This window comes from Geobacillus uzenensis, assembly GCF_002217665.1.
GTDB classification, from domain to species: domain Bacteria; phylum Bacillota; class Bacilli; order Bacillales; family Anoxybacillaceae; genus Geobacillus; species Geobacillus subterraneus.
In genome coordinates, this window is the sequence record NZ_NEWL01000001.1 from 25040 (window position 1) to 37021 (window position 11982).

Below are 11982 nucleotides of genomic sequence, written 5' to 3' on the forward strand. Positions count from 1 at the left end.
TTTCACCGGCCTTCTAGAATATCCGGGCGAAAGAGAGGCATATTCGAGCGCGCCCGGCGCATGCTCGAACAAAGGAGAGGGAAGGGGAGAGAGGCATGAAACCGTTGCGCCTGCGCGGCCATCATTTGCTTTGTGTGCACGGATTCCGTGGCATGGGCTACAGCCCGTCGTTTGTCGCAAAAATGTGGGAGATCGTCAGGCGAATTCGCGATGAAGAGGACGATTTTCCGATTGAGGTGGTGGCGGCGCTTGATGAGGCGTGCCTCGCCTGTCCGCACCATGGCGAAACGACATGCGAAGCCGGCCCGAATTCCGATGACCACGTGCGGTCACTTGATGGAAACGTCATTCGCCATTTAGGTTTGAAGGCAGGGAACGTATATCAGAAATCGGAATTGATCCGGCGGACGGCGGAAATGGTTGAACCGGACGATTTGGACCATTTATGCCGCCATTGTTCATGGCTTCCGTATGGCGTCTGCAAAGAAGGAATCGCCAATGTCCGCCGCGGGAACATTGCCCAAATATAAATGATTTCGGTTATCACCGGCGTCACTGCTCCGGATCGGCAGGGATTTGCAACGTTCGCGGAAATTTCTAAAAAATGAATGATTCCACGAGCTGAAAAATGTGATATGATAAACAATTATAAAGACTTTCGACAGAAAGGGTCATGGAACATGAAAGTAGCCAAGTTCGGTGGAAGCTCGGTGGCGAGCGCCGTGCAATTCCGCAAAGTGGCTGATATTGTCAGTTCGGATATCGAACGCCGCATCGTCGTCGTATCGGCGCCTGGAAAGCGATACAAAGACGATGTGAAAGTGACGGACATGCTGATTCGGCTGGCTGAGCAAGTGTTGGCCGGTGAACCGTACGAGGAAACGATGCAGACGATCGCGAAACGGTACGCTGACATTGCCGATGAGCTCGAACTGGAAGCTGACGGGTTTTTGGCTGAGCTTGCGGATGATTTGCAGTCAAAAATTAGCGCCTATCGGAACGAGCCGGCCCGCCTGCTTGATGCCATCAAAGCGAGCGGGGAAGATCATAATGCGCGGCTGATGGCGCTCTATTTGCAAGATGTTGGGCTCGAAGCGAGCTATGTCAGCCCGCTTGAGGCCGGCATTGTCGTGACGGATGAACCGGGCAACGCCCAAGTGCTTCCGGAGTCGTATGAAAAGCTGCGGCAGCTGCGCGAACGCCGCGGTGTGCTCGTGATCCCGGGCTTTTTCGGCTATTCCCCATCCGGTCATATCGTCACCTTCCCGCGCGGCGGGTCGGATATTACCGGTTCGATCGTTGCCGCGGGCGTAAAAGCTGATGTATACGAAAACTTTACTGACGTTGATTCGATTTATTGCGTCAACCCGTCGATCGTCGCCGATGCACGCAAACTGAAAGAAATTACGTATCGGGAAATGCGCGAGCTGTCGTATTCCGGCTTTTCTGTCTTTCATGACGAGGCGCTCGAGCCGGTATATCGGGCCGGCATTCCGGTTTGTGTAAAAAATACGAACAATCCGGCCGCCCCAGGCACATGGATCGTCGCCAAACGCAACCATATCGACGAACCGGTCGCCGGCATTGCCAGCGACACCGGCTTTTGCAGCATCAACATTAGCAAATACTTAATGAACCGCGAAATCGGCTTTGGCCGGCGCGTGCTGCAAATTTTAGAAGACGAAGGCATTTCATACGAACATACGCCGTCAGGTATTGACAACATGTCGGTCATTTTGCGGGCAAGCCAGCTTGCCGACGGGAAAGATGAGCGCATTTTAGCCCGCATCCGCGAGGAGCTCGCTGTCGATGAAGTGACGATTGAGTACGGATTGGCGCTCATCATGGTCGTTGGCGAAGGGATGGAAAAAACGGTCGGAATGGCCGCAAAAGCGGCAACGGCGCTCGCTAACGCCAACATTAACTTAGAGATGATCAACCAAGGGTCATCGGAAGTCAGCATGATGTTTGGCGTCAAAGAGGACGTCGTCAACGAGGCGGTTCGCGCGCTATATCACGCCTACTTTCAAGAGCTGACCGTCAGTCAGCCGTCATAAGGAAAAGGATGTCCGGGCTTGCGGGCATCCTTTTTTCATTGTGTTCGTACGTTTGTTTCCGCCGTTGCTGTTTTTCATACATAGGAAGGAGACGTTCGGAAAATACTACCAATGTACGGAAACGGCAACGGAAAGGAGGAAACAATGGTGAAAAAATGGGTTATTGTGGCTGCTTCTTTGGTGACATTGGCGTTGTCCCCGGCCGGCGCCACAGCTGCCATCAACCGAGCAGAACTCGAACAGTACGCGGAAAGCGTCGGCTGGACGGTAAGCAACTTGCTTACTTATTTAGATCGGTACGGGCTGACCGTCGCCGATTTTCGCTCAATGGAGGAGCTGCAACGATGGCTTGGCACGCCGCTGACCGACGAGCGGCTCCATGCGGTGTTGCGTCGGCACGGGCTGACTGTCGAGGAGCTCGATGCGCTGCTCGGGCAGTTTGGCGAAACAGTGCAAGATTATACGTTCGTGGAAGACTTGGATCGCGCCATTCGTTTTTACTCCAAGCATAACGCCGCCATGCAGCAAATGAACGATTTGCTTGGAGCATTAGGAATGACGGAAAAGGAAGTGCGCGAGCTCACCCGTCATATCGCCTCGCTTGGCGATCCGCAGCTGCCTAGGCAGCTAGCGGCGCTCAGCGGGCGGCTGCGCCCGTTTGAAGAGACAGAGGGGCCATGGACCAACGAAGCGCGCCGCGAACTGCGGGCGATTTGGGACGAAGCGCTCGCCTTGCTGCAGCTTGAGGCCAAGCTTTATGTGGATGGGCGGGAAACGGGATGGTCAGAAGCGGCTGCGGCAGCTGCTGCAGAGCCGATCGTCGTCAAATTGTATAACCGCCAAGGTGAGGAAATCGCCGATATTGCCGTCACGAGGGAAATGTTAACATCCGGCTATATCGTCCGCGCCGGGGAGAAAGGGATTGATGCCGGGTTGTTGGCGCTTGAGATGAAAGGGATGATGTACGGGGAAAAACTGCCGGATACCGCGTCACCATACGCGGCGCACGCTCTCGCCGGACTGCTGCTCGCCTCGGCCGGTTTCTTTCTTTATCGGCGGGTGGGGCGGCTCAACGGATGAGGGCGGTAAGGCATAAGCAACGTATGGCCCGGCTTCCTTGGCAACAACGGGCTGCTTGCTGCGCGGCGTTTCTGCTTATGACCATCGGAGTCGCGATGGCCGGCTGGAACGGGTATTGGTACACCGTTGGCTGGAAGGCGGCAAAGCAAGACGGCGAAGCCCCCGCCACGATGCGGCATGCGCCCGGGCCGGAAGCGAAAACGCCCCCTCAGGCCGCTCATTCTTCCGGAAGTGGCGAAGCCTCCTCGCCTCCGCCGCTTGGTGCCTACCTCGGCGAGCTTGCCATTCCGAAGCTCGGGGTGGCGATTCCGGTGTATGAAGGGGTCCGCGAACAAGAACTGCGCCGCGGTGTCGGCCATTACCCGGCGAGCGCCTGGCCGGGCGGCAACGGGCATGTCGTGTTGTCCGGCCACCGCGACACCGTGTTCCGCCGCTTCGGAGAAATCGGTATCGGCGATGCGCTCATCATTCGGACGAACAGCGCAGCCGTCCATTATCGCGTCGTCAACATCCGCATCGTCGACGACGACGACCGCACGGTTTTAGTCGATAAAGCACGGCCGACGTTGACCGTCACGACGTGCTACCCGTTTCATCTCATCGGCCCCGCCCCGAAACGCTACATCGTCACCGCCCGTCCAGTCCGGATTGACACCGCCGCCCGTGAGCTGTTACCGGGGCATGTCGGCATGTGACTTCGTTTCGAAAGAACCGATCCGTCGAGCGGAACAGTGAACGGAAAAAGGCCAGAACCCATGGTTCTCGCTCCTCTTTATTGAAAAAGGCTAGAGAGTGCGCTCCCTAGCCTTTTATCTTTCCCGGTTGCTATGTGTTCTCGCGCTATGCCGTTCGTCCATTTGCTGGCGAAATTCCTTGAGCAGCGCTTCGCCTTGCAGCCCTTTCTCGACGAGGCCGGCCAGCACGACTTCAGCCAAGTGGGTCCGCCTTGGGATCATCAGTCCTTCCATTAGGACGCTAATATGGCCGTTCATTTTTGTGATCGAGCGGACGGCGACAAGCATGTTCGCTGGATCGTTGCCCGGATTGGTGATCGTCACTTGCAGCTGAAATTCCCGTTGTTCTTTCAAGCCGGCAAACATCGGCTCATAGTCATCATCCAAATACGCTTCAACAAGCCAGCGGTTTTGGCCATCCTCTTTATTGATAATCAAGCCGTCAATAAACGGGATGTCCCGGCGGCGCATTTCCCCATCAATGACCGAGAGCCCGACAAGCTTGAACGTTTTCATCTCGCCCACCTCATTACCGTTGTCTTACCCATGATTATAGCATAGGCAGCTAGGAGAAGAAAAACCGGATGATGCACCCGCGTCTGCAAAAGCTACCCACATTTTTTGCCGTGGAATGACAAAAACACCATTTTGCCGCATCATTGTTGACGCAACCTTCGCCTTTTTCGACGATTGTATGGATAGATTGCGCAGAAAAATGCAAAAATCGCGATTTTACGGCAAAAAACGCGATCATTTATGATAAGGATGCGGTGGACAGAAAGGGGGAATGCAACGGAACATGATCAATCAAGTCGTACTTGTCGGCCGGTTGACGAAGGACCCGGAGCTTCGCTACACGGCCGAGGGGGCGGCCGTGACAACCGTTACGCTGGCGGTAGCGAGAAATTTTCGCAATGCGGAAGGGGGGGTTGATGCCGATTTCATTCCGTGTGTTTTATGGCGGAAAACGGCGGAACATACCGCCAATTACTGCCGAAAAGGATCAATGGTGGCGGTAACGGGAAGAATTCAGACGCGCCGCTATGACAATAAAGATGGCCAGCGCGTCTATGTGACCGAAGTCGTCGCCGATTCCGTTCAGTTTCTCCACTCCGGCAAAGCGCGGGAATGGCCGGAGCATGTCTAGCTGTTTCCCCATTCATGCCTTTCTTAGCGAATCCCCAAGAGAAAGAACGTTTCCTCACAACTTCCCCAATGATGGCGCTAGCAACCGATGTTAGCGCTTTTTTCTGCTGGGCATGGTTGGGCAAGAGGGTGTCAGCCGATGGCTTCGGCACACTCCTTAATGATCGTCATCAACATCGTTTCGACATGTTTTCGCTTTTTCTCAGGCAATTTCGTCAGCGTGTACATCGCTTCACTCATATCTTGGTTTTGCAGCAAATAGTCAATCGCGGCGAGCGTCTTTTCGTTTATTTCCGTTGTTCCGTAAAGCCTTTTGACCTCACGCAGCACTTCCTGCCGTTGCACCTCGCTGCCAATTAGAAAATCAGCACTGACATGAAACAAACGGCATAACTTTTCAAGCGATTGGATATCCGGGAGCAAGCTGCCGTTTTCCCACTTGCTGATTTGCGAGCGGGATACGTTTAACTGCTCAGCCAGCTGCTCTTGGGTCCAGCGTTGCTGTTTCCGCAGCCTTTTCAGCATCTCACCGAGGTTTTTCATCGTTTGTCACCACGCTTTACATCATTATCTTAAAGATAGGAAAGCGCGGTGGTGAATTTTGTTCCTTTCCAGACCATTAACTATATACGTTCGTGATTAGAACGATATTGCATTTTCTACCAACGGTCGACATCTTTTTTCCTTCGGTTAGACATAGTACAATAAGTAAAAAAGGGTAAATATTTACTATTACTGTAGGAAAAAGAGGGATCGAAGTGAATATTTATCTCGCCGATTTCATTGTCCGTGAACGGAACGAAGCCAAAAAAGGGAAAAACATGTACCGCATATTTATTAAGGAAATGAAGAATCCATTCTCCATCCGATTGAAAACGATCGTCCCCACCAATTTCACTGATTCGCTCCGTTGCCTGAGAAGCGAAGAGGAGCCAGGGCGTTTTTCATTCGAAGGCGAGGCGCTGTTCCGCACGGTTGCCTGCTCGGATGAGGCTCAGCTTTATTTTGTGTTTAAATGTGTCAGCCAGCTTTACATGTTTATCGTCAAGCTCGATCTCCGCCTAAAAAAATTAGCCGTTGCCCTCTACGAATGGAATCAGCTCCAACAAAAATACATGTTAATCCGCACCAATGAATGGCTGGCCATGGAACGGCAGCTCATTGATGAAATTTTACAGTCGATCTATATTTGTGATCACCGCCGCATTTCTTATTTGTTTACATGTCCAGCCCGGAACAACCGTGAAAAGCGATAAGGGATCGTTGAGCCATCATTCATCCCTCCATTTCCCAATGAAAAAAAATGTTTCCTCCCAAGGTATATGTTCGTTATACTTAAAGCAAAGGGAAAACGTCGGTTTTTGCCGGAAAGTGTGCTCGATTTGTCGGTTTTCGCCGCAAAGTGACGCACTGGGCCAACGCCGGCGGCAGAAAAAAACGATCGAAACCAGGGAAGGGAGAGGGAACGAAAGTGAAGTCAAGTCATATCGTGTTAGCCACCGCCTTTGCCTCTGCGCTCTTTTTGGCGCCGGACGACGGGGAAGCAGCGGAATGGAAAGAAGGCATGAGTTCCCCAAAGGTGAAAGAGTTGCAGCAATTATTAAAGGAAAAAGGATTTTTTTCTTATCCGCAAGCTACGGGCTATTTTGGGCCCATTACGGAGGAGGCGGTGCGGGCGTTCCAACAAGCTGTCCATCTGCCAACAACCGGCGTCGTCGATGATGCGACTTACGCGAAGCTGCGTGCGTTCGTTCCAACGGCTCGCCCGTTATCCGTCGGCATGCGCGGCGACGATGTGAAAGTGCTTCAACAGCAGCTCAAACAGCTCGGTTATTTCCAATACCCACAGATTACCGGCTATTTCGGGACGGTGACCGAAGCGGCCGTGAAGCAGTTTCAACAAGCGAATGGGCTTCCCGCCACTGGAAAAGCCGATGCCGTGACAATCGAGCGCCTTCGGCAAGCGGCCAGCCAACGGACAACCGCCACATCGTCTTCATCGGCGACGCTCAGCATCGGTTCACGCGGTTCCAAGGTTAGCGAGCTGCAAAACAACTTAAAGCGCCTCGGCTATTTTACCTACCCGAAGATTACTGGCTACTATGGAACAGTGACAGCGGACGCCGTCCGCCGTTTCCAAAAGGATAACGGCTTGCCAGCGACCGGTTCGGCTGATTCAACAACGCTCACACGCATTGCCGATGCGGTGAAGAAAAAAATCGCACCGCCGGCTGAAGAAAACCGCCCTTCCATTTATTTGACGATCGGCGCGCGCGGTGAAGAGGTGAAGCGGGTTCAGACCAATTTAAAACAGCTTGGCTATTTTACATACTCGGAGATTACCGGCTATTACGGAACCATTACCGCTGACGCCGTCCGCCGTTTCCAGAAGGATGCCAAACTTCAGGCGACGGGTATCGTGGATGACGCCACGTACGAGCGTCTCATCGGACAAGCTCCAGCACCTAAAGGACAAGCTCCGGCATCCAAACTCGACGTCATCGAACTGATTGCTGATGCGGCTGAGCTGCTCGGCACGCCGTACGTTTGGGGCGGCGAAACTCCGGAAGCCGGCTTTGACTGCAGCGGTTTTCTTACATACGTGTTCAAGCAACAAGGTGTTTCATTGCCGCGGACGGTGGCGGACATCTGGAGCGCTGGGAAACCGGTCTCTTCTCCAGCCGTCGGGGACATCGTGTTTTTTGAGACCTACAAAAAAGGCCCTTCCCATGCTGGCATTTACATCGGCAACGGTCAGTTCGTCCATAGCGGCGCTTCAACAGGTGTGACGACTAGCCAATTAAACAACCCGTATTGGAAAGCCCGCTACTTAGGGGCAAAGCGGTATTAGTGCACACTAGGGCTTCTTCAAGGGCTGTTCAAAGCGCTCATGGCTCGGAAAATGAATGATGGGACTGGCAAAAACGATTCGTGGTTTCTATAGCCATGAATCGTTGGCGCGGGCGGACAGCCTTTCCGGAGGAGAAAGCGCGGCGCACCTGCGGCTCCGGCTAGGGGCGGCAACGCGATATGGCAAGAGGGGGCACGAACCGCTTAAACGGGGTCGTGCTCTTTCATTTAGCGGCCAACGGTTGTCGAGAAAGCGAACATCGCCTGTTCTTGATGACGGTCGTTTGGGAGAATCTTCAACATCAACAGCCCTCCTTTTTGCCCACTGTTTTTGATTCCATCATCATTTTGCTAGCACGGTGGTGATGGAACGAAACATCCTGGCTCGCAGCAATCAATATTTCTTCAGTGGAGAAACGTCATTACTCTAGCTTTTTGGTTTGCTTGGGTTTACTCGCCATATAAGTTGAAATTTCGTTTTACACCCAGCTGATCACTAGCCACGTTATATCATATCAGCTTGTATGTCGATGAAAACCGAAACGAAAAATCGGAAATTTTTTATGGCAACTTATAGATAGAGACCATCTTTTTTCACCATCTTGATCAGGCGAAAGGGAAACGATAGTGTTTCACCAGTCCTTCAACTCATGCCGATAAAAGAAAGTACGTTTCTGGGCCGCGAGTTTTTGGAAATGGACAACCGAAAGTTGAGGAAGCGCTTCGATTATGGTAATGTAATTTGTTGAGGTTTTCTTTACCGCAGACGAATCGGAATAAGCAGGTGAAATGATGGGAACAAAACGGAAAGTGATGACGATTTTCGGCACAAGGCCCGAAGCGATCAAAATGGCGCCGCTTGTGTTGGAGTTGCAAAAACAATCCGAGTGGATCGAACCGATTGTCACCGTTACGGCGCAACATCGGCAAATGCTGGATCAAGTATTGGATCTATTCGGCATTCGCCCGGATTACGACTTGAACATTATGAAAGACCGTCAGACGCTCGCCGGTATTACGACCCGCGCCTTAGAAGGGCTCGATGACATTATGCGGAAAGTCAAGCCGGATTTAGTGCTTGTCCATGGCGATACGACGACGACGTTTGTCGCCAGCCTCGCCGCTTTTTATCATCAAATTGCGATCGGCCATGTTGAGGCGGGGTTGCGCACGTGGAACAAATATTCTCCATTTCCAGAAGAAATGAACCGGCAACTGACCGGGGTGATGGCTGATCTTCACTTCGCACCGACGAAAAAAGCGTACGACAATTTAATCCGGGAGAATAAAAAACCGGAGTCGATTTTTATCACCGGCAACACGGCGATCGATGCGTTACAAACAACGGTGAAAGACGATTATCGTCATGACATTCTCGACCAAATCGGCGATGACCGGATGATTTTGCTGACGGCCCATCGCCGCGAAAACCTTGGCGAGACGATGCGGGGCATGTTCCGGGCCATTAAGCGCCTTGTCGAAACCTATGACGACATCCAAGTCGTCTATCCTGTCCATCTGAACCCGGCAGTAAGGGAAGCGGCGGCCGAAGTGCTCGGTGATGATCCGCGCATTCACTTAATCGAACCGCTTGATGTTTTCGATTTCCATAACTTTGCTGCGCGGGCGTACTTAATTTTGACCGATTCCGGCGGCGTGCAGGAAGAAGCTCCGTCTCTTGGCGTGCCTGTTCTTGTGCTGCGCGACACGACCGAACGGCCGGAAGGCATCGAAGCCGGGACGCTGAAGCTGGCCGGGACGGACGAAGAGACGATTTACCGCATGGCGTCAGAGCTGCTAACGAACCGAAGCGAATACGAGGCCATGGCGAAAGCATCCAACCCGTACGGAGACGGCCAGGCTTCGAAACGGATTGTCGACGCGATTTTATACTATTTCGGCTACACCGCACAGCGACCGGAGGCGTTTCATTCATAAATCGTTGTATATGTCTGCCTATGAAGGGAAAAATAGTCAAGAAGAATTGCTGGGAGAGAGGAGGTCAAAAGGCGCAACGATGTTGAACCATCTCCCAAAAGAAGTGAAAATCAGCGTGACAAGGTCGATTTCCGCTGCGTTTGAGAAATATATGGAATCGATCCAATGGGATGAGCAAAAATATGAAATGGACAAGTTTTTAACTTATTGGCGAGAATACGCGGAAAAACATGCCTCATGGTTTCGCCAGCTAGACGATGCGGTCAAGCGTGATCCGCGTTTTCATGAGGAACTGGCTGATAAAATTAACGAAGTGATCGGAAAAATATTGCGTGAGCCGCCATCGGAGCAAGACATCAGGACGTTAAATGAGCTCATCGGCCGACGAGGACTGACCGATATTGATTATACGTGTAAAATGGAGGCAAAGTACCATATTCGTCGATTAACGGAACAAGAATATCTTCCGCACGATAAAAACCGGAAGTATTAGGGAATGGGCTTTTCTTTGATATGTCCTTGTTCAACGTTGTTTCGGGATGACGGCTGCAAAATAAAATTTAGGAAAAGAGCAGGTTGACACACTCGAGCGAGGGCCGAACGGATATGGCCGTCGCTTTTTTTCGTCAAAAAATGCGCTTCAGTATCTATTCATGACGTATGGCATTTATGGTAGAATGAGAGAAAAATGCATCGAAAAGGGAGAAAGAATGTATGAAAAGGAAGATACTTGTCGCTTTTTGTCTTGTATTGTTGGCAGTGTGGCCGATGCCGATGAGTCATCCGCAGGCTGCGCCATATTTTTACGACGTAGGCACGACGCACAGGGCAAAAAACGAAATTTATTACTTAGCCGAAGGGGAAATTGTGCTAGGGAGTGTATCGGGACATTTTTATCCAGCGAAATATGTAACAAGGGCGGAAGCGGCCGCTATTATTGGGCGAACGTTAAACTTTGACGGGGGACAGCGGGACACTCGCTTTAAGGATGTCGGAAAAGGAAATTTTGCCTCTGGGTACATACAAGAAGCAGCTGAACGCAACATCATCAACGGCTACCAAGATGGGACGTTCCGACCTGACCAGTTTGTGACGCGCGGGGAAATGGCGTTGCTCATTAATCGGGCGTATTCGCTTGGCGGAACTACGCTCTCAACGGCGGTGCAACAGTTGAAAATCAAGGGAATCGCGGAAGGGAAAGCGGATGGCACATTCGGCGAAGACGAGCCGATTATTCGGGCGGATTTTGCCGTATTTGTTGCAAGAGCCATCAATCCGCAATATCGCGTGAATGGCCAGCTGACATCCACCGGACAAGCAGTGGTCAATGCTTCGGCGTTGAATGTCCGCCGTGGTCCGTCTACCGGTTATAGTGCCATTGGTCTATTGTATAAAGGGCAGTCTGTCGATGTTGTGCATATTGTTGGCAACTGGGCGTATGTTCGTGCATCAGACTTAGAAGGGTTCGTGAGCCGCAGTTATTTAGTGGATGCGGGAGTTTCACAACCTGATGAAGGAGATGCACTATCAAACTATGTAAAAACGCAGACGCTCATTATTGACCCTGGGCATGGTGGCAGTGACCCTGGCGCGGCGGCGAACGGTCTTGTGGAAAAAAACATTAATTTGAATGTTGCGTTGAAAGTAAAATCGCTGTTTGAAAATACGGGCTTTAACATCGCCCTAACGAGAGAAACAGACGTATTTGTTCCGCTCAGCGGGCGCGTTTCCTTTGCGAAAGAGAAGGGAGGAAACGTATTTGTCAGCATCCATACGAATGCCGGGGGCGGAACGGGGACAGAGACGTATTATTACAGCGCCGCGGGAACCAATCCATATGTCGAACAAAGCAAAAAGCTGGCACAATGCATTCAAAAACGGCTCGTTGAGGCGTGGAATGCTGTTGACCGTGGAGCAAAAAGAGGCAATTTGCACGTATTGCGCGAAAACAATATGCCCGCTGTATTAGTGGAGCTCGGCTTTATTGATCGCGCCGAAGATGCGGAGAAGCTCGGGTCGTCGTATTGGCAAGAACAAGCGGCTAAAGCCATTTATCTCGGCATTCTTGACTACTACGCCTCGGAAACAGGTTTGGATTTTCAGCCGTTATATGATCGTGTTCAATAGCCGCAAAGACCATGCGTCTCCCGCTTCATCAAAGTAGTTGGGCTGTGGAA

The 11982-nt window shown here is 51.9% G+C and carries 12 protein-coding genes; 10 read left to right on the top strand and 2 right to left on the bottom strand.

Annotated features, from left to right (window positions below):
- Window positions 1-95: 95 nt before the first annotated feature.
- From B9L21_RS00115 to B9L21_RS00130, 4 genes are all read left to right on the top strand, one after another.
- Window positions 96-530, top strand: coding sequence for a DUF1284 domain-containing protein (locus tag B9L21_RS00115; RefSeq protein WP_063164688.1), 435 nt, complete (start codon window positions 96-98; stop codon window positions 528-530).
- Window positions 531-680: 150 nt separating this feature from the next.
- Window positions 681-2057, top strand: a complete 1377-nt coding sequence (locus B9L21_RS00120; RefSeq protein WP_063164689.1) for an aspartate kinase — start codon at window positions 681-683, stop codon at window positions 2055-2057.
- A gap of 144 nt (window positions 2058-2201) precedes the next feature.
- Window positions 2202-3137: a processed acidic surface protein gene (locus B9L21_RS00125; protein WP_413229262.1), complete on the top strand. Its 936-nt coding sequence runs from the start codon at window positions 2202-2204 to the stop codon at window positions 3135-3137.
- 23 nt (window positions 3138-3160) lie between these two features.
- Entirely contained in the window at window positions 3161-3832 is a 672-nt protein-coding gene (locus B9L21_RS00130; RefSeq protein WP_063164691.1) for a class D sortase, read from the top strand.
- 114 nt (window positions 3833-3946) lie between these two features.
- On the opposite strand, the gene B9L21_RS00135 is transcribed toward B9L21_RS00130, so the two are convergent.
- Window positions 3947-4387 carry a YwpF-like family protein gene (locus tag B9L21_RS00135; RefSeq protein ID WP_063164692.1) on the bottom strand — a complete coding sequence of 147 codons (441 nt, stop codon included), beginning with the start codon at window positions 4385-4387 and terminating at the stop codon, window positions 3947-3949.
- Window positions 4388-4670: 283 nt separating this feature from the next.
- Here B9L21_RS00135 and ssb point away from each other — a divergent pair, with 283 nt between their 5' ends.
- Window positions 4671-5018, top strand: coding sequence for a single-stranded DNA-binding protein (ssb, locus tag B9L21_RS00140; protein ID WP_063167257.1), 348 nt, complete (start codon window positions 4671-4673; stop codon window positions 5016-5018).
- Between the two features lie 131 nt (window positions 5019-5149).
- Here ssb and B9L21_RS00145 read toward each other — a convergent pair whose 3' ends face one another.
- Window positions 5150-5560 (bottom strand): helix-turn-helix domain-containing protein, encoded by a 411-nt coding sequence (locus B9L21_RS00145; RefSeq protein ID WP_063164693.1) that lies wholly within the window; start codon window positions 5558-5560, stop codon window positions 5150-5152.
- A 215-nt stretch (window positions 5561-5775) separates the two neighbouring features.
- Here B9L21_RS00145 and B9L21_RS00150 point away from each other — a divergent pair, with 215 nt between their 5' ends.
- The 5 genes from B9L21_RS00150 to B9L21_RS00170 all read left to right on the top strand — a co-directional run bounded on the left by B9L21_RS00150 (window position 5776) and on the right by B9L21_RS00170 (window position 11932).
- Entirely contained in the window at window positions 5776-6273 is a 498-nt protein-coding gene (locus tag B9L21_RS00150) for a hypothetical protein (RefSeq protein WP_082816505.1), read from the top strand.
- 215 nt (window positions 6274-6488) lie between these two features.
- Entirely contained in the window at window positions 6489-7868 is a 1380-nt protein-coding gene (locus B9L21_RS00155; protein ID WP_063164695.1) for a peptidoglycan-binding protein, read from the top strand.
- Between the two features lie 791 nt (window positions 7869-8659).
- Window positions 8660-9805, top strand: coding sequence for a non-hydrolyzing UDP-N-acetylglucosamine 2-epimerase (gene wecB, locus B9L21_RS00160; protein WP_063164696.1), 1146 nt, complete (start codon window positions 8660-8662; stop codon window positions 9803-9805).
- Window positions 9806-9884: 79 nt separating this feature from the next.
- Window positions 9885-10298: a hypothetical protein gene (locus B9L21_RS00165; protein WP_063164697.1), complete on the top strand. Its 414-nt coding sequence runs from the start codon at window positions 9885-9887 to the stop codon at window positions 10296-10298.
- A 221-nt stretch (window positions 10299-10519) separates the two neighbouring features.
- The gene (locus tag B9L21_RS00170; RefSeq protein WP_063164698.1) at window positions 10520-11932 is read left to right on the top strand and encodes an N-acetylmuramoyl-L-alanine amidase; all 1413 of its coding nucleotides are present in this window, start codon (window positions 10520-10522) and stop codon (window positions 11930-11932) included.
- Window positions 11933-11982: the final 50 nt, after the last annotated feature.

Excerpts from the sequence above, each read along its gene's own strand:
- B9L21_RS00115 (WP_063164688.1), top strand. The coding sequence starts at position 96 with ATGAAACCGTTGCGCCTGCGCGGCCATCATTTGCTTTGTGTGCACGGA.
- B9L21_RS00120 (WP_063164689.1), top strand. The coding sequence starts at position 681 with ATGAAAGTAGCCAAGTTCGGTGGAAGCTCGGTGGCGAGCGCCGTGCAA.
- B9L21_RS00125 (WP_413229262.1), top strand. The coding sequence starts at position 2,202 with ATGGTGAAAAAATGGGTTATTGTGGCTGCTTCTTTGGTGACATTGGCG.
- B9L21_RS00130 (WP_063164691.1), top strand. The coding sequence starts at position 3,161 with ATGGCCCGGCTTCCTTGGCAACAACGGGCTGCTTGCTGCGCGGCGTTT.
- B9L21_RS00135 (WP_063164692.1), bottom strand. The coding sequence starts at position 4,387 with ATGAAAACGTTCAAGCTTGTCGGGCTCTCGGTCATTGATGGGGAAATG.
- ssb (WP_063167257.1), top strand. The coding sequence starts at position 4,671 with ATGATCAATCAAGTCGTACTTGTCGGCCGGTTGACGAAGGACCCGGAG.
- B9L21_RS00145 (WP_063164693.1), bottom strand. The coding sequence starts at position 5,560 with ATGAAAAACCTCGGTGAGATGCTGAAAAGGCTGCGGAAACAGCAACGC.
- wecB (WP_063164696.1), top strand. The coding sequence starts at position 8,660 with ATGGGAACAAAACGGAAAGTGATGACGATTTTCGGCACAAGGCCCGAA.
- B9L21_RS00165 (WP_063164697.1), top strand. The coding sequence starts at position 9,885 with ATGTTGAACCATCTCCCAAAAGAAGTGAAAATCAGCGTGACAAGGTCG.
- B9L21_RS00170 (WP_063164698.1), top strand. The coding sequence starts at position 10,520 with ATGAAAAGGAAGATACTTGTCGCTTTTTGTCTTGTATTGTTGGCAGTG.